This window comes from uncultured Agrobacterium sp., from assembly GCA_913777615.1.
In the GTDB taxonomy this organism is placed as follows: Bacteria; Pseudomonadota; Alphaproteobacteria; order Rhizobiales; family Rhizobiaceae; genus Agrobacterium.
Window position 1 is genome coordinate 1 of sequence record CAJYTK010000004.1, and the last position, 21,934, is coordinate 21,934.

Consider the following 21,934-nt stretch of genomic DNA (forward strand, 5'->3'; position numbering starts at 1 on the left):
TGACCTTGCCCCGTTGAACTAATCCATTTTGAAGTAAGCTCTGGCCCATTGAGAGGACCAGAGAATGAAGCGCAACCGTTTTACAGACGAACAGATCATCGGCATTCTGAAGGAGCACGAGGCGGGCACGCCGGTCTCGGAGCTTTGCCGCAAGCACGGTGTCAGTGATGCGAGCATCTACAAGTGGAAGGCCAAGTTCGGCGGCATGGACGTACCCGAAGCCAAGAGACTGAAGACGCTGGAAGACGAAAACACGAAGCTGAAACGGCTCCTGGCAGATGCGATGCTCGACAACGCCGCTTTGAAACACCTTTTGGGAAAGAAGTGGTGACGCCCGCAGCAAGGCGGAAAGCTTTCGCTCATCTGATGGATCACCACCAGATGAGCGAACGGCGGGCGTGTAAAGCCATGGGCTTTTGCCGTATGACGATCCGTTACGAAACCAGGCGCAGCGATGACCATGACCTTCGCGAGCGGATGAAGGCGCTGGCGCATGAACGTCGCCGCTTTGGATATCGACGCCTTCATGTGCTGCTCAGGCGTGAGGGTCACCTTGTGAACCACAAGCGGCTCTTCCGGCTCTATCGGGAGGAGAAGCTGACGGTACGCAAGCGTGGCGGGCGTAAGCGGGCGATAGGCACCCGAGCGCCGATGTTGATCCCGACGGCTGCCAATGATCGCTGGTCGCTGGACTTCGTGTCAGATCAGCTCACCGATGGCCGCAGGTTCCGGGTGCTTACGGTCGTCGATGATCGCACAAGAGAATGCTTGGGCCTCGTCGCCGATACGTCCCTTTCCGGTCTGCGCGTTGCTCGTGAACTGGACCGGATCATCGAGGAGCGCGGCAGGCCGAAAATGATTGTCAGCGACAACGGCAGCGAGTTTACCAGCAACGCGATCCTGCAATGGACGGACCGGACCAAGGTGGAATGGCACTACATCGCGCCAGGCAAACCGATCCAGAACGCCTTCATCGAAAGCTTCAATGGACGGCTACGAGACGAGCTCCTGAATGAAACGCTCTTCTCGTCACTGACCCATGCACGATCAGCGCTTTTAAACTGGCGCAGCGATTACAACGATCATCGACCACACTCTGGACTAGGCTGGATGACGCCTGCCGAGTTCGCTCAGACCATCAACCCGCGACGTGATGCGGTGCTGCGCAGCCGGAATGGCTCCGCACCGCAACCCGCCGCTACCGCCCCGAATACAGCAACCCAAAACCGCTGGAGCGAACTCAAAACTGGATAAAACTCGGGGGCAACGTCAGCGGCCATCCAAAGGCTATTGCTGATCGGAAATTTCCCATCCTTCGACAACAGGGAATGTTGCGGATATGAAGGGCCAGATATGACGAAGTCGACGTTGATACCATCTTACATGGAGCCTCGGTCTCTTTGCGCCCCGGAGTGCTCCAGTAGCCTGATTGTCCATAATTGCATCGAGCGCTCGCAATACTGGAGGAGCGTCAGCCGCTGCAAGCGTGATCTTAGATCGCCATTCAGCGCACAGTGATCTCGTCGGTTGAGTAGTTAGATCTATCTCCGCCATGAGATCGTAGAAGCGCCTTTGAAGAAACTCATGCGTCCTAGCTCGCCCGCCAAAATCCCAGACAAGCTGTGATGCTCCGACAGCAGCGATTACGAGCCCGAGAGAAACGTCGGCAGAGGAACCATTGGTAACGATCTTGGTCGCACTCGCTGAGCCACCGAGAATCACAACGAAATTGTAGAAGCGGTTCCAACCGTCCAACCATCCCCGTCGCGCAGAATGATAGAGGGCGTTTCGCAAGGCCATGTGCCTGAGATGGAAGACTTCAACATAACAATCGTCGTCTTCGATCTCGACGTTGACACTCATTATCACTTCTTCCGTGGCGGAGGCGGAGGCGGCTGGTTTCCGTGGCTGCGTGTTACCCCAGTTTTCCCGCCGTTGAAAGAACCGGTCACAGAACCCTTACCAGGTGTGGGTGCAGGCTTTCCGCCCCCGCTAGTTGACGGTGTCTTTTTGGTCATTTCGAGACGCTCCTAGACTTGCTGTTTCAAACCTTCATCTGCGCTTTTCGAAGTCACGGGCGCATTGCGATGTCTAGAATTCACATCGAAACTTAGCACGGTCAAGGATGTGCTTCTTCTGCTTGTACGTCTCTCACAGCTTTATGCATCACTGTCGGTTCCGTACGGAGAGCACAGCAACTTGTCCAAGCAGGCAGGCGGTTACAGCTACCATTTCAATTCTGGCATTGCAGCTTTCAACCATCGCAATGCAACTTCCCGTACAATCGACTGCCTACATATGACTTCTTGGTCGCGGAGCCGGCCGATGACCATGCATAGCAATAAGCTTCTCATAGGTCTTTTTCTATTATAGATGGGGCTATGGATAAGAAGAAAAAAACAATACACGTATTCTATTCTTGGCAGAGCGACTCGCCGAAGAAGACAAATCTCAATGCGATTCGACGCGCTCTAGAGGATGCCTGCAAGCGCCTGGAAGCGGCAAATTCTCATATCGTGCTCGTTCCCGATGAAGCGACTCGGGATACGAGCGGCAGTCCTAATATTGCCCTCAAGATACTCGAGAAAATCGAAATGTCGGCAATTTTTATCGCTGACATCACGACCATCACGGGTCCTGGCGTCCCGAGGCCATGTCCTAACCCGAATGTCGGATATGAGCTTGGATACGCCGTTGCCACATTGGGCTGGGAACGGATCGTCCTGCTATTCAACAGTGCCATCGGCGAATTCCCTGCCGATCTACCTTTCGACTTCATTCAGAACCGCGTTAGCCCTTACAGCTATGCCCCGTCCGATCCTCCTTCGAAGCGTGATGAACTCCGTGCGTTTCTTGAGGTCGCCATCAAGGCTGTGATCAAAAAAAATCCTAAACGTCCGGCCGAGCTAAAAGGGCTGACGCGCGAGAGGATTGAACATGATCATGATGTGAAGAACATGCGCTGGCTAATGGAGTCGCTTCACTTGCCGACTCTTCAGCAGCATGTTCAGGAACTTCCGCATGCTATTTCTGACAGGGCAATTTGGTTCAGTGACTCCTTTAAGGGCGTCGTTGCCAACAACTTGTTCAGTGTCTACGATCCAGTCCTTAAGGACGCGGTCGACAAGCTCTACAGCGGCTGGGCGAAGGCGCTGGCTCACGACAACCAGTATCATGCAACTGCGAGCGGCAATGTTCATGTGTTCACAAACCCAGGCGACATGCCATTGGTAGGTGCTCGGCAGAAGGCGTGGGACGAAATCGACGCCGGTCGGCAAGAAATGCATCAAGGCTTGTCAATGATCCTGGATAGGATCAGATCAGATTACCTCGAGATCGACATCCACCAGACCAATGCCAAAGCATGGAAGGACTATGTCAAATCTCAGCCGGAGTTCGACGATCAGTTAAAGTCGAAGTCAAAATTAAAGAACAAGAAAAAGAAGTCGGCAAAAAAGATCACTGGGAAGAAGAAGTCGGTCAAGAAAACCAACAGGAAGAAGAAGCCAAAAAAGCAGGGCTAAAATAGGGACCCGTCGCAACACCAACGAGTAGGACAAGCCGACGTTTGGGATACGACTGTAGTGACGATCACATCGTCGTCTCCTCTCGGTCACCAAATTGCTGGCCAAGACGGGTCCGCTGCAGTTCCTTAGCATGCACGACCCAAGGACTGGCCTTCCGGCCTCGCTTCTTCCGTTGAACACAAAGGAGATGTAGCCGGATGGCTGCACCGAAGACCGAGCGGATCAGTTACCTGCAACCACGACCATGCTAATCCAAGCTGGAGATAAGACTGGTGTACCGTCTGATTTGCCCGCATTTTATCGGGTCAGACTCCACTTGCGTCACCGAATTGTGTAACCGCTTCTCGTTTATAAGAACCTCTCCGGTGACTTAGCTAGACGCCGGAGAACACAGGAATAGTGCAGCAGCGGGCGCGCGCTGATAGACATGACGAAATCACCGCTTCTCAACATCTGAATCCGAAGTGCGCCTTTGGTAGGTTGCAGTGACGAAGTCGATAAACGCCGCTGCGGCGCCGACCGCCAGCCTAGCGTGGCGGGCTTCCAAACCACGATATTTCCCATCGCGGCCATGCCCGGATCCATACAGGCCACGAAGCTCCGCTATGTTCTGCGTCATTGCCGACAGGTTTTGTAGGATCAGCTTGATGGCGTTGGCACCTCTTGCAGCATCTGAAATCCCCTCCGGTACGAGCTTGAGCTCCTTGGCGAGGGCCTTCGTCAGCCTAGGAAGGTCGTCTGAACGAGATACCGCCACACCCAACTTGCCTAAAATCGTCTTGCAACATGTTTCGACAAGTTCCTTCGCCGTCCCGATCGCTAATGCCGGATCTCTCTCGACGGCATTCTCTAAACGCTCGATTTCTTTCTGCATCCAACCAGCGTCCAACGCATCGGCCGCCGAGCGAGCCCTAGATACCGATCGGTGACCAGAATCCCTCAGCGGTCTCCCAACGAATCTCGGCCTTCCGGCGATCTTTTCGTCTTCGATTAGGTGCCAACCGTCGGCCCGAAGCTGATCGTTGATCTGCTGAACCAGCTTCAAGCAATCGTTGCGGTCGGGCCGAACCACCGGATGTACCACTTCGGATAAGAAGCGGAGAAACTCATGCGCTGGGCAATGAAGCAAATTAAACCGAGCGTCACCATAGATCCAGTCGTCATCCCAATCGGTTGGGTTGTTGACACGGTGCTGCCAAATGTCCCTTGCAGCATCAGCGTAGCGACTGTCGTGAGACGGCATCGATTTAAGGTCGTATAGCCGTTCCAGGAACTCAACCTCGTCGAGCCGACCGTTCCATACGACCTTCTCAATCCGCATTCCATCAAATATGTTTTGACGGGTCGCACGAGATACGCCCTTACCCGTCTCGCGCCAATCCGGTCGCGGGCGAACTATCGGAACGATCTTCACGCTGAACCAGTCTTCAGAAAATGGCTCAAGTACCGATTTCAGGCGGTTCGCAATCTGCTCCGTTAGACTTTCGCGGCTAGTACCCAGTTGCGAATAGACCGACGGCTCGAGTTGCAAGTAAACAGTCCAAATCCGAGTACCTCCATTCCAGTTATCATATCCTGTCTCCTCAACCTTCGGCATCGATGTTCGAAGCACCTCGGCTGCCTCGACCATGTTTTCCGCTATCAGCAATTCGGACGTCGTCGCGAGGTAGTCTTCGTATCTCTCGGACATGTAGCTCATTTAGTTTGATTTCCGCCTGATTGTCTTCGGCATATCTTATCAAGATAGTAGCCGACGATTTCAACAGGAACGAGATCCGATCAGGCCTAAGGATCGCTCAAATTCGCCTATGGCCGGCGTTATCGGCAGACCGATGACTTCGATAGAAAATGCGTCGCGAGCATTAAACACGCGCGGAGTGAAACACGCGTCCCTACTGAAAATTCCGGCTTTTCACTTTCAGTGTATCTATGTGCAAGTCTCTTACTTATCCCGAGCCGGATACTATGCCGAGCGCGTTCCCTAAGGCCCGAGATTTCAAGTAAAATCGCCCAGCAAGCTCGCCATAAATATCGGCGATTAAAAGCTGACGAGTTTGATTATCCGCAGCACTTCGACTCATTAGCTGTCGGCCCGCAGCAAGATGATTTCGCCTGTTCCTCCGCCAGCCAGCGATCTCGCGGCTTGCAGCTCGCTGGCCGAGCAGCAAGGGACACCTCGAAGGAGCCAGCGACGAGCCTCGGCGCGGCCGCGCAGTAAAGGGCCATCGGTCGCTCTCCGTCACTGACCTCGAACGTGAGTTTTGCCATCGGCTCAAGCTGGACATGGTCGGAGACTTTGCGGATGATCGCCGCGAACTTGCCGGCCGGCATGTGTGTGCGGCCATCTTCGTCGATATCCCACAATTGGACGAAGATCTCCGACCAGGCTTCCGGGTTCGCACCGCAGTCGAGTGCCGAAAACATCCCGGCCTTGACCCCGGTGACATGATAGCCAGGCCGGACGGGACTGCCCTCATAACTGAACACCAACGGGGCATCGGGCGCTACCGCGAGCATATCCAGAAGATGGCCGAGACCGATGTCGGTTGAAACTGACTTGTCGATCGAGTTCATGTGGGTTATCCCTTCATCCGATAATTCAAGGATTATTGAAGTATGGATCAACGTCAAGCCCTTTCATCATTCGCGGCGCTGTCGCAGGAGACGCGCCTTGCCATCGTCCGAGCGCTGGTCGTCGCTGGTCCTGAAGGGCTGGCCGCGGGCGTCATCGCCGAGCGGATGGGCGTTTCCGCCACGAATGTTTCGTTCCATTTGAAGGAGCTGGAGCGGTCGGGATTGATCTCGCAGCGAAGGGTATCCCGCTCGATCATCTACAGCGCCAGCTACGAGGCGCTCGCCGATCTCGTCAAATTCCTCATGGAAGACTGCTGCGCCGGTCATCCGGCGATCAGGGAGAACGTCGAGTGTGCCGACGACTGCTGCATTCCGGCCGACAGGGGTGACGTCGTTGCATAGTTCGAAAATCCCGGCCGGGCTCGTCTCGGCTCTCGGCCTGACCCAGATCATCGGTTACGGCACCCTCTATTACAGCTTCAGCATCCTCGCCCCCGGCATGGCAGAAGATCTCGACTTGTCGCTGGCAGAAGTTTTTGGCGTGTTCTCCGTGTCGCTGTTCATAGGTGGCCTGTCGGCCACCTATATCGGCAAGCAGATGGACCGGATCGGCGCTGCGACCATCATGACCATCGGCTCGGCCCTTGCTGCACTGACACTCGCCCTCTGCGCCTGGTCGCCCTCGGTCGCGATCTTCGCCATCGCTATCATCCTGCTCGAGGTGTCGTCCGGCATGGTCCAGTATCAGGCGGCATTCGCGGCGCTGGTCGAGAGCGATCCCCGCACAGCCTCTCGCAGCATCGCCTATCTTACGCTGATCGGCGGCTTTGCCTCGACGATCTTCTGGCCGATCTCGGCGACGCTCACCGGCTATCTGTCCTGGCGGGAGATCTATCTCGTCTTTGCGGCGCTGAACCTGTTCCTCTGCATGCCGCTGCACTTCTGGATCCGAAGCCTAGGAAAGAAGGCAGGCGAAGCATCCATCCGGCCGCGCGAGACGGTCATCGGCGCGATCCCGCCGCACGCCCGGCGCCGCGCGATGCTGATCGTCTCCTTTGCCTTCGCGCTGCTTGGCTTCACGCTCGCCGCGATCCTTGCCCATATGGTGCCGATGCTGGGGTCGATCGGGCTGAGCGCGACCGCCGTCGTGATCGGTTCACTGTTCGGGCCGGCGCAGGTGCTGAGCCGCTTGATCAACATGGTGTTTGGGAAGAGCTTATCACCACCAGGGCTTGCCGTCCTCTCGGCCGTGATGATCGTGTTCGGCGTCCTGATCCTGCTGATGACGGGCAACTGGCTGCCGGGTGCGGTTGCCTTCGCCATTTGCCTCGGTCTCGGTTCCGGCATCAACAGCATCGCGCAGGGGAGCCTGCCGCTCTATCTGTTCGGATCGGACGGTTATGGTGCGATCACCGGCAAGATGGCTGCCGCCCGTCTGGCGGTCGGCGCTGGCGCGCCCTTCGTGTTCGCGGCGACCATGGAGAACATCGGGCTGAGCTTCGCCCTCGTCGCAAACGCATGCCTCGGGGCGGTCAGCATCGCGGCATTCGTCGCAGTGGCAGCATCTGCAAGATCGCAAACGACCAGCTCTATCGCAGACAGCGCGTGAACTTCGTTCGGGTAGAGCGAGCGCACCTATGCTATGGCTTGCATATCAATTTGACAGGGCCATCCCATGACCGAGACAACAGACGACACAGCTCAGAGAAAACTCATACCGGCCTTCGCCGGGGGCGGGATCATCGGAGCATTGGGTGGTTTGATCGGGCTTGGCGGCGCCGAATTCCGTTTGCCCCTTCTCATCGGCATCTTCAACTTCGCAGCACTTGAGGCGGTCATCCTCAACAAGGCCATGAGCCTGGTGGTGGTCGCATCAGCCCTGCCGTTCCGAGCGGCGACTGTACCCTTCAGCGAGATCGCTTCGCATTGGCAGATTGTCGTCAACCTATTGGCCGGAAGCCTTGCTGGCGCATGGTTCGGCGCAGGGTGGGCGACCCGCCTGAAATCCGAGACGCTGTATAAGATCATCTCGGCACTCCTGGTGGTCATCGCGCTCGTCCTGATCTTCGGCCACGATGCCGCGGCGGGACAGCCGCTCTTATTGGGCGGAGCACAGATCGTCGCGGGCATCGTCGCAGGGTTCGTGATCGGCGTAGTCGCCTCCCTGCTCGGCGTGGCAGGCGGTGAGCTTTTGATCCCGACGCTCGTGCTCCTGTTCGGCGCAGACATCAAACTCGCAGGATCACTGTCGCTTGCCGTCAGCCTGCCGACGATGCTGGTCGGCTTCACCCGATATAGCCGCGACCAAAGCTTCTCGGTCCTTGGCCGCAACAAAACATTCCTGCTGGTCATGGCGGCAGGTTCGATCGTGGGCACCTTTATCGGCGGACAAATGCTGGGGATCGTTCCGAACGCGGTGCTGTTGCCCGCGCTCGCCGTGATCCTGCTGCTGTCTGCCATCAAAGTCTGGCGGCACACATAACCGTCAGATCGACTTCAGCGAAACCCGCTTCTCCAGCTCGGCCGCCTCTTCCTTCCGCTCGCTGTAGCGGTCCGTCAGATAAGAGGATGCATCCCTGGTCAGGATCGTGAACTTCACCAGCTCCTCGCAGACGTCGACGACGCGATCATAATACGACGACGGCTTCATCCGGCCATCGGTGTCGAATTCCTGAAACGCCTTTGCAACGCTGCTCTGATTGGGAATGGTGATCATCCGCATCCAGCGGCCGAGGACGCGCAACTGGTTCACGGCGTTGAAGGACTGGCTGCCGCCGGAAACCTCCATCACCGCCAGCGTCTTGCCCTGGGTGGGGCGGACGGAGCCGAGCGATAGCGGGATCCAGTCGATCTGCGACTTCATGATGCCGGTCATCGCGCCGTGCCTCTCCGGGCTGATCCAGACCTGGCCTTCCGACCATTGCGTGAGATCGCGCAGCTCCTGAACCTTGGGATGACTGACGGGTGCCTCATCCGGGAGCGGCAATCCGGCGGGATCGAATATCCGAATTTCGCATCCGAGGCGCTCTAGCAGGCGCCGGACCTCAAAGGCGAGAAGGCGGCTATAGGAGACTTCGCGCAGAGATCCATAGAGGATCAGGATCCTCGGCTTGTGCGTCGAGAATGCCGGCCGAAGCGATTCTGCCGCGATGGGCTGAAGATGGTCGTCGTGCAGAGCGGGAAATGTCTCAGACAATGCGCTTTCCTTCCTGGTCGAGGACCTGTTCGCCGTCTTCCTTGGTGAACGGTCCTTTGAAGGCGTCGACCGGCAGAATGTCGAGCACGACCTCCGAGGGGCGAGCAAGTCTGGTGCCGAGCGGCGTGACGACGAATGGTCGGTTGATCAGAATCGGGGTGGCGATCATCGCGTCCAGCAACTGCTCATCGGTGAGGCCCGGATTGTCGAGGCCGAGTTCCCCATAGGGCGTGCCCTTCTCACGGATCGCTTCGCGGACCGTGAGGCCGGCATCTGCGATCATCTTCGAAAGCTGCGCGCGCGATGGTGGGTTCTGAAGGTATTCGATGACGGTGGGTTCGATCCCGGCGGCGCGGATCAGCGCCAGCGTGTTGCGCGACGTGCCGCAGGCCGGATTATGATAGATGACGGCGTCCATGGTTAGGGCCTTTCGATGATGGTGTTGCGGGAAACGGCGGGCGATGCCTCGTACCAACCCTTCGAGCGGTTCACGATCCAGACGACCGACAGCATCACGGGCACCTCGATCAGAACACCGACGACGGTGGCGAGTGCCGCGCCCGACTGAAACCCGAAGAGACTGATGGCGGCTGCGACCGCAAGTTCGAAAAAGTTGCTGGCACCGATGAGCGCTGACGGCCCGGCGACGCAATGGCGCTCGCCTGCCATGCGGTTCAGAATATAAGCCAGACCGGAGTTCAAATAGACCTGGATCAAGATCGGCACGGCCAGCAGTGCGATGATGGCCGGCTGGGCGATGATCTGCTCGCCCTGGAAGGCAAAAAGAAGCACGAGCGTGGCGAGCAACGCCATGAGCGATACCGGCTGGAGCTTCGCAAGCAAGCGGTCGAGCGCGCCCGTCGTGCCGTCGGTCGTCAGGTAGCTGCGCAGCACCTGGGCGATGATGACGGGAACCACGATGTAAAGCGCGACCGACAGGGCGAGCGTCGCCCACGGCACGGTGATAGCCGATAGGCCCAAAAGTAGACCGACGATCGGGGCGAAGGCGACGACCATGATCGCGTCGTTCAGGGCGACCTGCGAGAGGGTGAAAAGCGGCTCGCCCCGTGTCAGGTTCGACCATACGAAGACCATGGCTGTGCATGGAGCCGCTGCAAGGATGATCAGGCCTGCAATATAAGAGTCAATCTGGTCTGCCGGCAGATAGGGCCGAAAGAGCCAGCCGACGAACAGCCATCCCAGCAATGCCATGGAGAACGGTTTGATCGCCCAGTTGATGATCAGCGTGACGCCGATCCCGCGCCAGTAGGAGCCGACCTGTGCCAGCGACCGGAAATCGATCTTCAGCAGCATCGGTATGACCATCAGCCAGATCAGTATGGCGACAGGGATGTTCACCTTAGCGACCTCGGCGCCGCCGATGATCTGGAAGACGCCGGGCATCAGGTGACCGAGGGCAACGCCGACGGCGATACAGAGGAAGACCCAGACGGTCAGGTATCGTTCAAATGTCGACATCTTACTCGGCCTTCGCGGATTTGACCGACGCGCCTCCCAATGAACCGATCTGGCGAACGTGCTGTTCGAGGGCCAGGCGGTCGATCGAGGCGATGGGCAGGTTGATGAAGGCGCTGATCCGGTTCTTGAGGAACCGTGCAGCTTGAGCGAATGCGCGCTGGATCTCGACTTCAGTGCCGACGACGGCCGCCGGATCCTCGACACCCCAGTGGGCAGTCATCGGATGGCCGATCCAGACCGGGCAGGCCTCACCGGCTGCGCTGTCGCAGACGGTGAAGATGAAATCCATCTCTGGGCTGCCTGCCTCGGCGAACACGTCCCAACTCTTCGATGAGAAACCCGTCGATGGATAGCCGAGCGCATCCAGTTCTTTCAGCGCGTGCGGATTGACTTCGCCCTTCGGCTGGCTGCCGGCGGAATAGGCCTTGAACCGGCCGCCGCCCTCTTTGTTGAGGATAGACTCGGCGAGAATAGAGCGAGCGGAATTGCCCGTGCAGAGGAACAGCACGTTATAGGTCTTGTCAGTCATGGTCGTGGTCCGTGTTAGGTTGGAGGCCTGTTGAGCTTCATGATGGTCGCCGACGAGGGGCAAATGGAGGATAGTTGGCGGGTCGCAAGCACCGCGGCCGGCACTTCGGCCCGCGGCACTTCTGAAAACCCGATGCTCGAGAAAAATGGCGCGGCGCTCGTCGTTGCAAGAAAGACGTCGCCGTCGCCTACGCCTTGCAGAGCAGCTTCTACGATGGCCTGTCCCACGCCATGACCCCGGCAGGCCGGAAGCACGACAACAGATCGTAGCAGGTAATCGCTGTCGCATCGTTCGAGGCCGGCATAGCCCACAATCTCGTTTGTACCAGAAATGGCTTCAAAGAAGGCGCGACCTTGATCCTCGATATCATCGGTCGGAAGGTTTGCGTCGTGGAGCGCTTCACGTAGACGGGTGTCGTCACCGGAAACTTGGTGTAATGTGATCGCGCTCAACATGGCTTCGCCTCCGGCGCGCAACAAGGGGTCAGTTCTGCAATGAGCGGCGCGCAAACCTCTGTCGAACCACCACAGCAGTCCTTCAGCAGGAATAGAGTCAGGTCGCGCAGGCCGTCGAGGTCGGCCCGGTAGATGATTGATCGGCTCTGGCGCTCGCTCTTCACCAACCCGGCACGCGATAGTGTTGCAAGATGCGCTGACATCGTGTTCTGCGGGACATCGAGGAACCGGGCTAGCTCGCCAGCCGGAATGCCATCCGGCTCGTGCCGGACGAGCAACCGAAATGTCTCAAGGCGGGTGTTCTGGGCCAAGGCCGCGAGGGCCGTTATCGCGCTATTGCTTTCCATATATCCAGAATAACGGATATCTTGTTGAAGTCAAGCGGCTCGATACCACGAGATGATGGCGCCGCTAAAAGGCCAGCGGCGCCATTGTGCTGTTACAGGTTGTCGAGAAACGACAATAGCTTGTCACCAGCTTTGAACCGGCGGAAGGGCTGCTCGCTCAATGGGGCCACCTTCGCAAGCGCCGCCTCCTTTATTGCGAGATGCGCGTGAAGGTAGGCCTGTGTGGAGCGTGTGGATTCATGCCCCAGCCATAGCGAAATCACCGTGCTGTCTACGCCGGCATCCAGCAATTCCATTGCCGCACTGTGACGAAGTACGTGCGGTGATATTCGTTTTGCTCGCAGAGAGGGGCATTGCTGTGCCGCCTGCTTCACATACTTCGCCAGCAGATATTGGACCGCGTCCGGGCTCATCCGAGATCCATGCACGGTTGGGAAGAGGATGTCGGAAGTCTCCGGTCTTGGCTCGTCCAACCATTGTTTGAGCGCAGCACTCAGAATTTTGGTCAGCGGTGTGGCACGCTCCTTCCGTCCCTTTCCGAAGCAACGAATGTGGGCGCCGGCGTCCAGGGTCACGGCACTCCGTTCAAGCCCGACCAGTTCGGAGAGCCGCATGCCTGTCTGAGTTGCCGTCAGGAGGAGGCAGTAGTCGCGGCGACCGATCCATAATCGCCTGTCCGGTGCTGCCAAAAGCGCCTTGATCTCATCCCGGACAAGGAACTGTACCTCGCGCTTCGCGCCGATTTTGCCGGGGATGGCAAGCACGCGTTGGATCTGGTGGCTAAAGGCAGGCTCCTCGAAAGCAAGGAACCGAAAGAACGCTCGAATATCCGCCGCCATCAATCATAAGCGTCGAAGTTGACTCCCGCTGTTGCTTCTTGTCCAAACGAAACAAGCTCAAGCATCATAGTCGCCGATGCCGCCAAATTAGTAGGTTTGATCCTTTCTGGCGCTCAGCTTCGGCTTTACGTGCAGTGTTCGGAAATCAAGCCAACCGCCGATGGACACTTAATGCGGCTTGTCTTATTTAACACGGTTTCGATAGTGCCCCCGGCTTCGACGCCACCCTCGCCAGTGCTATATCGAGGCTGTAATCTTCTTTCAAAGACCGTCGCGATATCAGCAACGCTTTGACATAAAGCGCCCTCTTGATTAACGTGTAATACTTAAGTAAATACAACCTAACTCCACATCAGTCGTTGCGACTGTAATCCGTCAGCGGATTGCTGGCCCTCGGGATCGATTGAACTCTAACCCGTAGAGTGTTGAGTTGTCAGGCAATGTGCACGTCCGAGCAAGCTCTGAGGGCGTGCTTGTCAATCGGTCAGCAGAATGGGGCGCTTATGATTACGATAACCAAACAAGCCGAAGGTTATCTTGAAGCACTGGCAGACGAACTTACCATCTCGCCCAGCAGATACGAGCAAGCAGTCGCCCGGTACGAATCCTTGGGTGCCTGGCTGCATCGTGAGGCATCGACCGTGAGGCAGTACGATCCGCAGGTCTACTCCCAAGGCTCGTTTCGACTGGGTACCGTTATCAGACCAGACGACGAAAACGGTCAGTATGATGTTGACTCCGTTTGCGAGCTGGCCTCCCTCACGAAGGGGTCTTTGACTCAGTATTCGCTCAAAGAAATGCTTCGGGTCGAGATTGAATCATATCGCGTGGCGCAATCAATGCGAAAGCCGCTCGGGGAAGGCCGTCGTTGCTGGACGCTTGAGTATGCAGAGGGCGCCCAGTTTCACATGGACATTGTTCCGGCGCTGCCTAACGGGACCGCTACGCGCTTGCTGCTGGAAACGAGGGGGCTTGACGCGCAGTGGGCCGGGAGCGCGATAGCCATCACGGACAATAAACACCCTCTTTTCTATCAGCAAACGACGGAGTGGCCGCGATCTAATCCGAAGGGCTATGCCAACTGGTTTCGCTCGCGTATGGCTGTCGCGTTTACGCGAAAGCGACGTCAACTCGCCGAAGCACTCCATGCAAGCGTGGAAAGCATCCCTGAGTATCGTGTGGTGACACCGTTACAACAGGCAATTATGATCCTGAAACGGCACCGCGACCAAATGTTTGCGATCCGTAAGGATGTGAAACCAATCTCGGTAATCCTCACTACCCTGTCGGCGCACGCATACGGGGGCGAAGAAACGATCGGCCAGGCCCTCGTTTCGATCCTCACGAATATGAACAGCTTCATCAGCTTCGATGGCTTCCAATACAGTATTCCTAATCCGTCTGACCCCCTTGAGAACTTTGCCGACAAGTGGGCCGAGTATCCGGAACGTCGCGCTGCTTTCTTCGAGTGGCTGGAAGCGGCAAGGCGAGATTTCCTATACGCTGCCCAGCAGAGCAGCAGTCAGGTAATAACCGACTCCGTGGCGCTCGGCATAGGTCGTGGTCTAGCAGAGAGAGCGAGAGATCGCGCGGCGCCAAAGCCGGCGGCGTCGCTACTCCGTCCCGCTACCGTCGCAACCTCCGCCGCCGCTGCGCCATCGTTCCCCGCCCAAGCCCGCATCCCAGGTAAGCCCGCAGGCTTCGGCAGCAAATGATTTGGTGGGTTTCAGATCCCGACCGAGGTCTGTCTGAACGGCTTGAAATTGCCCGGTTAGAGCAATCGGCTGATTGGCTACAGAATGTGCGGTGGCGACTTGATGGATTGAAGCTGTTACTTGACTTTGAGATTGTCGATGCGCATTCCAGATGGCGCCTCACAATGCACTACCCAGAATTTTTTCCCTCGATTCCTCCCTTGGTGTTCAATGCGGACGGAGAACGTATCTCCGGACATCAGTACGGTCAGTCGGGCGAGCTTTGTCTTGAGTATCGCCCAGATAACTGGGAGATCACTTGCACCGGCTCAATGATGATCGAAAGTGCTCATCGCCTGCTGGTCGGCGAGAGTGGAGGATCTCACGGCCAGGAGGTCATCTCAGTTCACGCGGTATCAGAAGGCCAGCGACTTCGCGGAACTTATCTGAGACTGGTCATTCCTGAAGAAGCATTACGTTTGATGCAACTCTTGGAGGATGACAACCAAATACCGATCGAGATAGAGGAGCACTTATACGGTGAAGCTGCTGTGGCGCATCTTACGGCTGTTGGCACTAGCGACAAGAGAATGTGGCAACAAGGTAAGCCAGTTTCGACCTCCTCTAATTACAAAGGTACCGCGATCCGCGTTCGCAGGGGATTGACATTTCCAGGTCCAGCTAACGAAGAGACCTTAGCTTTCATTCTTGAGGCCGTATGTGTCGTCGAAGAGTACCCGGAATGGCCGCCTGCCACCTACCTGCTTGTGGATGACGCGACCGCATGGTTGGCGATGGCCGTTCGCAAAGCGGAAGGCGGCGTCCGTGTTTACGGTTACGCGACATTCGTAATCGGGCCCGACCAACAGCGACTACCCGTGGCAAACTCAACGCTAGCCGACAAGCGTATCGCGCTGATAGGATGCGGATCCCTGGGATCGAGAACCGCGGCAATGCTGGTGCGATCGGGTGCCCGAAGTCTTGAATTGTTTGACGACGACATTCTGACTCCTGGAAACTTGGTCCGGAATGAGTTGGACTGGCGTGGTGTCGGTGCTCACAAGGCGAAGGTACTACGGGCGCGGCTTCGCGAAATTGCGCCGAATGCGAATATCGCAGTGCAAATCGTAAATCTTGGCGGTCAGGAGAGTTCTGAATGGACGGCCACTGCGCTCGAAACACTCTCCAAATGCGACCTGATTATCGACGCTACAGCGGATGCCACCGTTTTTGGCCTCGCCGCAGCCGCTGCTAGGTTTAGGGGCCGGGCCATGATCTGGGCTGAGATCTTTAGCGGCGGGATCGGCGGGATAGTGGCTCGATCTCGACCAGGACACGATCCTTCACCCGACCTCGCGCGGCGCCAGATACTCACATGGTGCGAGGATAAGAATGTTGAGTGGGAACCGTTATCGATTCATGTGGACTATGGCGTTTCAAGGACGGATCAGCCGCCGTTGATCGCTGACGATGCAGATGTTTCCGTAATCGCCGGCCACCTCGCACGTTTGGCTATAGACACTCTTCGAGGAGGCGGAAGCCAGTTTCCCGCGCCGGCATATGCGATCGGCCTTGCCGAAGGTTGGATATTTACAGCTCCTTTCGACACACATCCCATCACCTACACGGGCACTGACGGATGGGTCGGAGGATCGTCCCCCGACGAATCAAAGCTGAAAGAACTCGTGTCCCTTCTCTTCCCCGAACAGGACCAGGATGCAAGTTGCTCTGTCTAGCTCTGTCCGCAGGAAGATTTGCTTGGAGCTGTTCCGATCAGGGAACAAGGAAACCGGCGGTTTGCTGCTTGCTGAACAATTGGACGGCGAGGGTAGATTTCGGGTTGTAGATGTCACTGTGGATCCGAAGGGCGGCGATAAGGACTATTTTGAGCGTCGGCCGGAGCTGCACGCCCAAGCATTGGAGGCTTTCTTCGAGAAGCATGGCAACAACTTCCGTCGCTTCAACTATCTAGGAGAGTGGCACTCCCATCCAAGCTTCGCAGTAAAACCGAGCCCGACGGATATAGTGACGATGCAGGCGATGGTCGAGGACAGCGGTAATATCGATTTCTCAGTCTTGATGATTGTTAGGCTGCGGATGTTCGTGATGATGCAAGTAGGAACATACATATTCATGCGCGGTCGGGTGCCGCAGCCTGTAGAAATGATCGATGACCCGGAGCCGTAATCGTTTTGAAGTTAAGTTTTAACGGTGTCGCGGGCAGTACGGAACAGGAGGGACCATGTCGTCGACGCCAATTCCAGCAAAAGTTGCTAATGCTCTTTGGGCGAAGGCGGGAGGGAGATGTCAGTTCCGCGGATGTAACAAGCTTCTGATCGGCGACCTCATTTCGGGGAAAAAAACGGGCAAGTTCGGCTACATAGCACATGTGGTGGCCGACGAGCCAGGCGGACCTAGGGGAGATACAGTTAGGTCTCCTCTGCTTGCGCAGGACATCGATAACCTAATGCTGATGTGTCCAGTCCATCACAAGGCGATCGACGTCGACTATTTGGCTGACTATCCCGAAGATGTCCTCCTAGCAATGAAGGCGGAGCACGAGGACCGGATCGAGATTGTCACCAACATGGATGTCGATCGTGTCGCTCACGTAGTGCGGTTCGCCGCCAATATCGGACAACGCGACTCGTTGGTGACGACCCGTGCGATCTTCAGCGCTATGCCGCCGGATCACCATCCCGCGGAGGGCCGGACGATCGATATCGAACTGATCGGATCGGAGCGAAAGGATCACGAACAGGCCTACTGGACAGAGCAAAACGAAAATTTGGAGCGCCTTTTCGCACGCAAGATCAAGGAGCGCATCGAGCAGAGGGAGATCCGTCAGCTCAGTGTATTTGCGCTGGCACCGCAACCGCTGCTCATCCGACTTGGTACGCTCTTGGGAGACATAGTTCCCGTCTCAGTACATCAGAAACACCGAGAGCCAGACACATGGAAGTGGCTTCCTGACCAACCGCGCATTTGCTACCAAGTCGCGGAATATAATGGGAGCAAGAAAGTGCCGGTTGCGCTAAAGCTGGCTCTGAGCGCTATTGTGAATGATGACAGGATCACCTCCTTGTTGGGGCAGAACACGGCCATCTGGTCAATCACATGTGAGCAACCCGGAAACGACATCATGCGCAGGAAAGACGACCTAGCTGCGTACAAGAAGCTGCTGCGCAACCTCTTCGACAAGATTAAAGCTCACCATGGTGAGGGTGTCATGGTCCATGTGTTCCCTGCAGTACCCGCGTCGGTAGCGCTGGAGACAGGGCGCGTCTGGATGCCGAAAGCGGATCTCGCGATGAAAATCTATGATCAGAACCGAACAGCGCAGGCCTTTGTCCCCACAATTCTGATAGGGGGTGAGGCAGGACAAGTCTGAGCAGAACTCTGCTCTGTTCAAGCATTTCACGTTCGACGCTGTAATTATAGGGACGGTCCGACATCCTTCATCTGTTTGCCAATACCTCCTCATACAGTTCACAGTCACATAGCCTCGGCGCCACCTTATGCACCATCGAGTTCTTGCGAGAGTGCGTTGGCGAGTTCTTCGGGATTCGGGTTCCGTTCTAGACCGAGGTAGCGCCCGGAGCGTATCCTAGAATACGCATGCTCTCGGGCCGAGAAGGGAACATGGGGACCATTACTAAAACCACTCCTGAAGTAGTTATGGGGCAATACTACTTGCATTTTATCATCTCTATTTCCGGAGAATGAATATTCTCTCGATAAACGTTTCCTATTGAAACACCAACGGTGACGGATGAACACTACGGCTGACGCACTCACGAAAGCAACGAAGCGGATCGAGGCGTTGCGAAGGCAGATCACCGATCGCGAGCTCGAAATTGCGGCCGAGGTCCACGCCCTGATCGAGCACACCCCCACCCGTGAAGCGCGCCAATTCCTCAAGACTAGCTGCGGACTTGGATCTGCCGAATTCGGCGTCTATGTGAAGGTTTCTAGAACTCTGAAGGGCGCCGAGGATGTGCTGCGTTCCGGTCGCGTGCAGTTTTCGGTTATGAAGTCGTTGGTGGCGCTAGATGAGGATACCCGTGCAGAAGCGCTCACCAACATCGCCGCTGGGGCGCATCTTGGTACGAAAGACATAGCCGCGCTGAGACGTCGTCGGCGCTATGAGACCACTCCATTCGTCGTCGCCCAAGAGCGGGAACGCAAGGCCGCGATAACAAGCGAAAGCAGGCGCTACAGCTCGTCGGCTCTATCTACGCTTGAGGAAGAAGTAGCAATCTTCATCAAGAAGGCGATGGAGTTGCACCAGCGCTCCAGGCGGCTCGCTCGGCGATCCCGATACCTTGAAAATGATGTCTACCTCCAGGACTACGAACTGCTGAAGTTGGGAGGCGCAAAATTACTCGAGTCTTTCGAGCGACTTTTCGGCTCAGGTGGTCATACGCATCGCTGGATCGCCAGGGCCTACACAGCATTGAAGCGCTTTTCGACTGGACGCTTTTCGCATCTTGGAGGCTGGAGCTTCAACGAGCAGGCAGGCGACTTCGAGTTCGCGGAGATAATATCCGCGCTTCAGGTACTCACCAGGCGCCCTCTTCGATCGGACTGGCTTTACCGTACCCATCCCTTCCGGGAGACAGATCTGACATCGACGCCGAAGCGCTTACGCTCCTTGGAGTTGTGCGCAGGCTTGGGCGGGATGGCAATGGGAATGGAGCATGCCGGATTCGACCCTGTGGCGCTCATCGAGATTGATCCCGACGCAAGCGCGACAATGCGCGCCAATCGAGACGACTGGAACGTGATCGAAGCCAATATAAAGTTGGTGGACTGCAGCGTCTATTGTGAGAACGTGGATCTCGTTACCGGCGGGGTCCCATGTCAACCTTACTCCCGCAACGGCCGCGGACTCGGAAAGAACGATCAGCGAGACCTGTTTCCCGAGACTGTGAAGATTGTCAATGCAGTTAAACCGAAGGGGTTCGTTTTCGAAAACGTCAAAGGTTTCCTAGACGCCAAGCACGCCGATCATCGGGCGTCGCTCTTCGCCAGTTTCGCGGATGCAGGATACGAAGTACGCGTCGTGTCGATTGACTCTAAGGACTATGGCATAGCTCAGGAACGTGCGCGCGTTTTCATTGTCGGCTTGCGTCCGGAGTATATGGCGCGGTTCCGCCCGCCGCCTTCGCTTCCTCAATGGCGCGCGACGCTCGGTGATGCGCTTGCGGACCAGATGGCTGCGGGTAATTGGTCGGAGGCAGCGGCGTGGGCTGACCGGCGCCGCACCCAGGTGATCGTCCGCGGCCGCAAGATCGAGATCGGGGCGCTGGCCTCTACCATCACTGGCGAAAAGAGGACTCCGCAAGAAAAGGAAGCTGACCGTTGGGGACGTCGCGAAATCGCGGTTGGCAGGATCTCTGCTGGCCCTCCTACCGACGAGTTAGCCAGGCTCAGCGGAGACGCTTTCATGCCAGGGTTGACCATCGAAATGAAGCTTCGTCTTATGGGGTTGCCGGACGACCTGGTGGTAGTCGGCGAAAATGCGTCGCAAGCCCAGCAGATCGGGAACGCCGTCGTTCCTAGAGTGTCGCAAGCGATAGGATTGGCGGTCTACTCGGCAATTCAGGGCGTTGAATTCAATTATGAAACGATGCTACGCTCGCGACCACTCCCGTACGAAATCGTACCTCCAAGTTCGCGCTCGGATCGGAAGGCCTCAGCAAACCTTCTTACAAGCGCATAGTCCGTCGTAGTGCTAGTCATAGGATCCGACCACCCATCACGCCGCCATCGCGACCGGGTCCTGCCACAGAAGCCTTCTGTCGATCGAGTTGGATATACGGCGCGCCACTTGGCGAGCCTCGGACTCTTTGCCGTCACGCAACAGCGTTGAAATGCGCTCTCCGAGCAACACAAGTTGAGCCTTCTCCGACTCTCTGTCCTCCTCTACCCTGATCACCGCGCCCTGGCTCTTCAGTCGTGCGATTTCGGAGCGTCGGAACATGATGTCATGGAGATAAGGCTGAAGAGAACGGGGAGAGCTATGCCCCATCATTTCGGCGGCGATGATCAAGGCCGTCTCATGCCAACCCGAAGACGGGTCCAGAGTGATGCCCGCCTGCTCCAAATGATTCAAAGCGATTTCGACGACGTTTTGAGCGAAGCGCGCGCGAAGCCGGTGAATGTTCGCCCGCTGTACGTCAGCCGCATTGAAGAGCCGATTGCAGATCCTGGTGACGCTGTCGGTGACGAGTGGTGTCCCGCGCTCTGAAAGAAACAGGGCGCCCCCGCCCTTCGCACCACGCGAGGTGACGATCCTCTGTCTCTCCTTGTCGACGTAGTTCAATGTATCCCAGATAAGATCCGCAGGCACATAGAGAACGCCACCCTCCTTGCGCCACTTTCGCTTCTTCAGTTTGACGATCCATTGGTCCTTTTCAATCATCTCGGAATAGTGTGCCTCCGTAGGAAGGTCCTTGAGCTGAAGCGAGAGGATTTCGCTCACACGAGCTCCGGTTCGAAGAGCCCAGTTCATGATGAGGACATTTCGGATTCCATGCTTCTCAACGTCAGTGAAGGCGTAGATACGATCAATTTCCTCGAATGTGGGCGTGTGTCTCCGTCCATAGCGAGCGCCGGCTCCGTGTTCCAAGAACGGCCACACCCAGTGAACACGCTTGTACCCACGGCTGGTGACGACAATTATCTCTTCCGAAGATATTCTAAACACATGATCGAGCATGGGCTCGGGGTAGTTGCTGTACCTGTCCACCTGGACGATGTACTTGAATATCTTTTGCTGGGCAGCCCATTTGTAAAAGGCGTGGATCGTCCGCAAAAGAACATTGCGACGAGCCATTTTGGTTCCGGTGTCGCATAGCTCTTCACGCCAGGCGATGAGCACGTCGTCATCGACCTCGTCGAGGCGAATTTTTCTCCGGCTGCAGAACGACAAAAACTGCCGCACCTGTTTGGCGGTCTCGCAGACTGAGTTGGGTTCAAGCTTCCTCTTGATGACAAGATAGCGGAACCAGTCGTTGTAATACTGCTCACCCGATTTGGAAACGATGGTTGGAATGGACCAGAGTTTCTTGTGGAGCTTTACGGTCGCCCAAACGATGCGTTCAAGCTCGTTGTTGCGCCGAAATGGAACTACATTGTCTTCTGATTCCACCGCGAACTTCACGTCTACAAGCCTCGGCGCCTTCAGGTGACGTGCTTCCCATTCCCGTATCATCCGTCGCAGCCTGAAGTTCGAGCTGAGAGTTCCTGGTCGGCAGCCGACGAGAGAGGCAACCCACCTTCGACAAAC

At 56.8% G+C, this 21,934-nt stretch carries 20 protein-coding genes and 1 pseudogene; 11 read left to right on the plus strand and 10 right to left on the minus strand.

All coding sequences use genetic code 11. The annotated features are described in order from the left end of the window. Positions 1-64: 64 nt before the first annotated feature. The 3 genes and pseudogenes from QZ862_RS02100 to QZ862_RS02110 form a co-directional block, all read left to right on the plus strand. Positions 65-217 (plus strand): annotated as a pseudogene (locus QZ862_RS02100) (transposase); the annotation flags it as partial. Beyond that, a complete protein-coding gene (locus QZ862_RS02105; RefSeq protein ID WP_296097190.1) occupies positions 184-1,254 on the plus strand; it encodes an IS3 family transposase in 1,071 nt (356 codons plus the stop codon). The pseudogene QZ862_RS02100 and the gene QZ862_RS02105, both read left to right, overlap by 34 nt. Positions 1,255-2,381: 1,127 nt before the next feature. After that, on the plus strand, positions 2,382-3,524 hold the full coding sequence (locus QZ862_RS02110) for a hypothetical protein (RefSeq protein ID WP_296097191.1): 1,143 nt from the start codon (positions 2,382-2,384) through the stop codon (positions 3,522-3,524). A gap of 439 nt (positions 3,525-3,963) precedes the next feature. On the opposite strand, the gene QZ862_RS02115 is transcribed toward QZ862_RS02110, so the two are convergent. Both QZ862_RS02115 and QZ862_RS02120 read right to left on the minus strand, forming a co-directional pair. Further along, entirely contained in the window at positions 3,964-5,226 is a 1,263-nt protein-coding gene (locus QZ862_RS02115; protein WP_296097192.1) for an abortive infection family protein, read from the minus strand. Between the two features lie 359 nt (positions 5,227-5,585). Then, positions 5,586-6,101 carry a DUF6428 family protein gene (locus QZ862_RS02120; protein WP_296097193.1) on the minus strand — a complete coding sequence of 172 codons (516 nt, stop codon included), beginning with the start codon at positions 6,099-6,101 and terminating at the stop codon, positions 5,586-5,588. A gap of 42 nt (positions 6,102-6,143) precedes the next feature. Here QZ862_RS02120 and QZ862_RS02125 point away from each other — a divergent pair, with 42 nt between their 5' ends. From QZ862_RS02125 to QZ862_RS02135, 3 genes are all read left to right on the plus strand, one after another. Beyond that, positions 6,144-6,503, plus strand: a complete 360-nt coding sequence (locus QZ862_RS02125; protein WP_296097194.1) for a metalloregulator ArsR/SmtB family transcription factor — start codon at positions 6,144-6,146, stop codon at positions 6,501-6,503. Beyond that, positions 6,496-7,710, plus strand: a complete 1,215-nt coding sequence (gene arsK, locus QZ862_RS02130; RefSeq protein ID WP_296097195.1) for an arsenite efflux MFS transporter ArsK — start codon at positions 6,496-6,498, stop codon at positions 7,708-7,710. Before QZ862_RS02125 ends, arsK begins: the two co-directional genes overlap by 8 nt. Before the next feature lie 66 nt (positions 7,711-7,776). Continuing rightward, a complete protein-coding gene (locus tag QZ862_RS02135; RefSeq protein ID WP_296097196.1) occupies positions 7,777-8,583 on the plus strand; it encodes a sulfite exporter TauE/SafE family protein in 807 nt (268 codons plus the stop codon). A gap of 3 nt (positions 8,584-8,586) precedes the next feature. Here QZ862_RS02135 and arsH read toward each other — a convergent pair whose 3' ends face one another. From arsH to QZ862_RS02170, 7 genes are all read right to left on the minus strand, one after another. Continuing rightward, positions 8,587-9,297, minus strand: a complete 711-nt coding sequence (gene arsH / locus QZ862_RS02140) for an arsenical resistance protein ArsH (protein ID WP_296097197.1) — start codon at positions 9,295-9,297, stop codon at positions 8,587-8,589. Next, positions 9,290-9,715 carry an arsenate reductase (glutaredoxin) gene (gene arsC / locus QZ862_RS02145; protein WP_296097198.1) on the minus strand — a complete coding sequence of 142 codons (426 nt, stop codon included), beginning with the start codon at positions 9,713-9,715 and terminating at the stop codon, positions 9,290-9,292. The genes arsH and arsC overlap by 8 nt, the downstream gene beginning before the upstream one ends. A 2-nt stretch (positions 9,716-9,717) precedes the next feature. After that, the gene (gene arsB, locus QZ862_RS02150; RefSeq protein ID WP_296097199.1) at positions 9,718-10,776 is read right to left on the minus strand and encodes an ACR3 family arsenite efflux transporter; all 1,059 of its coding nucleotides are present in this window, start codon (positions 10,774-10,776) and stop codon (positions 9,718-9,720) included. A gap of 1 nt (position 10,777) precedes the next feature. Further along, positions 10,778-11,305 carry an arsenate reductase ArsC gene (locus tag QZ862_RS02155; protein ID WP_296097200.1) on the minus strand — a complete coding sequence of 176 codons (528 nt, stop codon included), beginning with the start codon at positions 11,303-11,305 and terminating at the stop codon, positions 10,778-10,780. A 14-nt stretch (positions 11,306-11,319) separates the two neighbouring features. Next, positions 11,320-11,760 (minus strand): arsenic resistance N-acetyltransferase ArsN2, encoded by a 441-nt coding sequence (gene arsN2 / locus QZ862_RS02160; RefSeq protein ID WP_296097201.1) that lies wholly within the window; start codon positions 11,758-11,760, stop codon positions 11,320-11,322. After that, the gene (locus QZ862_RS02165) at positions 11,754-12,107 is read right to left on the minus strand and encodes a metalloregulator ArsR/SmtB family transcription factor (protein WP_296097203.1); all 354 of its coding nucleotides are present in this window, start codon (positions 12,105-12,107) and stop codon (positions 11,754-11,756) included. Before QZ862_RS02165 ends, arsN2 begins: the two co-directional genes overlap by 7 nt. A 92-nt stretch (positions 12,108-12,199) precedes the next feature. Continuing rightward, the gene (locus tag QZ862_RS02170) at positions 12,200-12,946 is read right to left on the minus strand and encodes a tyrosine-type recombinase/integrase (RefSeq protein WP_296097205.1); all 747 of its coding nucleotides are present in this window, start codon (positions 12,944-12,946) and stop codon (positions 12,200-12,202) included. A 503-nt stretch (positions 12,947-13,449) separates the two neighbouring features. Between QZ862_RS02170 and QZ862_RS02175 the strand changes: the two genes are divergently transcribed. The 5 genes from QZ862_RS02175 (at position 13,450) to dcm (ending at position 20,365) form a co-directional block, all read left to right on the plus strand. After that, positions 13,450-14,661 carry a nucleotidyltransferase gene (locus tag QZ862_RS02175; RefSeq protein ID WP_296097206.1) on the plus strand — a complete coding sequence of 404 codons (1,212 nt, stop codon included), beginning with the start codon at positions 13,450-13,452 and terminating at the stop codon, positions 14,659-14,661. Continuing rightward, on the plus strand, positions 14,658-16,376 hold the full coding sequence (locus tag QZ862_RS02180; protein ID WP_296097208.1) for a ThiF family adenylyltransferase: 1,719 nt from the start codon (positions 14,658-14,660) through the stop codon (positions 16,374-16,376). Before QZ862_RS02175 ends, QZ862_RS02180 begins: the two co-directional genes overlap by 4 nt. Beyond that, positions 16,357-16,827, plus strand: coding sequence for a Mov34/MPN/PAD-1 family protein (locus QZ862_RS02185; protein ID WP_296097210.1), 471 nt, complete (start codon positions 16,357-16,359; stop codon positions 16,825-16,827). The genes QZ862_RS02180 and QZ862_RS02185 overlap by 20 nt, the downstream gene beginning before the upstream one ends. 55 nt (positions 16,828-16,882) lie before the next feature. Then, positions 16,883-18,031, plus strand: a complete 1,149-nt coding sequence (locus tag QZ862_RS02190) for an SAVED domain-containing protein (protein WP_296097212.1) — start codon at positions 16,883-16,885, stop codon at positions 18,029-18,031. Between the two features lie 381 nt (positions 18,032-18,412). Beyond that, complete coding sequence (gene dcm, locus QZ862_RS02195; protein ID WP_296097214.1) at positions 18,413-20,365, plus strand: DNA (cytosine-5-)-methyltransferase; 1,953 nt, start codon at positions 18,413-18,415, stop codon at positions 20,363-20,365. A 36-nt stretch (positions 20,366-20,401) separates the two neighbouring features. On the opposite strand, the gene QZ862_RS02200 is transcribed toward dcm, so the two are convergent. Beyond that, positions 20,402-21,808, minus strand: a complete 1,407-nt coding sequence (locus QZ862_RS02200) for a site-specific integrase (RefSeq protein ID WP_296097216.1) — start codon at positions 21,806-21,808, stop codon at positions 20,402-20,404. Between the last annotated feature and the right edge of the window lie 126 nt (positions 21,809-21,934).

Bases quoted from the DNA above. Each gene is read 5' to 3' on its own strand.
- QZ862_RS02115 (WP_296097192.1), bottom strand. From the start codon at position 5,226: ATGAGCTACATGTCCGAGAGATACGAAGACTACCTCGCGACGACGTCC.
- QZ862_RS02180 (WP_296097208.1), top strand. From the start codon at position 14,658: ATGATTTGGTGGGTTTCAGATCCCGACCGAGGTCTGTCTGAACGGCTT.
- arsC (WP_296097198.1), bottom strand. From the start codon at position 9,715: ATGGACGCCGTCATCTATCATAATCCGGCCTGCGGCACGTCGCGCAAC.
- arsB (WP_296097199.1), bottom strand. From the start codon at position 10,776: ATGTCGACATTTGAACGATACCTGACCGTCTGGGTCTTCCTCTGTATC.
- QZ862_RS02170 (WP_296097205.1), bottom strand. From the start codon at position 12,946: ATGGCGGCGGATATTCGAGCGTTCTTTCGGTTCCTTGCTTTCGAGGAG.
- dcm (WP_296097214.1), top strand. From the start codon at position 18,413: ATGAACACTACGGCTGACGCACTCACGAAAGCAACGAAGCGGATCGAG.
- QZ862_RS02165 (WP_296097203.1), bottom strand. From the start codon at position 12,107: ATGGAAAGCAATAGCGCGATAACGGCCCTCGCGGCCTTGGCCCAGAAC.
- QZ862_RS02110 (WP_296097191.1), top strand. From the start codon at position 2,382: ATGGATAAGAAGAAAAAAACAATACACGTATTCTATTCTTGGCAGAGC.
- QZ862_RS02120 (WP_296097193.1), bottom strand. From the start codon at position 6,101: ATGAACTCGATCGACAAGTCAGTTTCAACCGACATCGGTCTCGGCCAT.
- QZ862_RS02155 (WP_296097200.1), bottom strand. From the start codon at position 11,305: ATGACTGACAAGACCTATAACGTGCTGTTCCTCTGCACGGGCAATTCC.
- QZ862_RS02135 (WP_296097196.1), top strand. From the start codon at position 7,777: ATGACCGAGACAACAGACGACACAGCTCAGAGAAAACTCATACCGGCC.
- QZ862_RS02175 (WP_296097206.1), top strand. From the start codon at position 13,450: ATGATTACGATAACCAAACAAGCCGAAGGTTATCTTGAAGCACTGGCA.
- QZ862_RS02190 (WP_296097212.1), top strand. From the start codon at position 16,883: ATGTCGTCGACGCCAATTCCAGCAAAAGTTGCTAATGCTCTTTGGGCG.
- QZ862_RS02185 (WP_296097210.1), top strand. From the start codon at position 16,357: ATGCAAGTTGCTCTGTCTAGCTCTGTCCGCAGGAAGATTTGCTTGGAG.
- arsN2 (WP_296097201.1), bottom strand. From the start codon at position 11,760: ATGTTGAGCGCGATCACATTACACCAAGTTTCCGGTGACGACACCCGT.
- QZ862_RS02125 (WP_296097194.1), top strand. From the start codon at position 6,144: ATGGATCAACGTCAAGCCCTTTCATCATTCGCGGCGCTGTCGCAGGAG.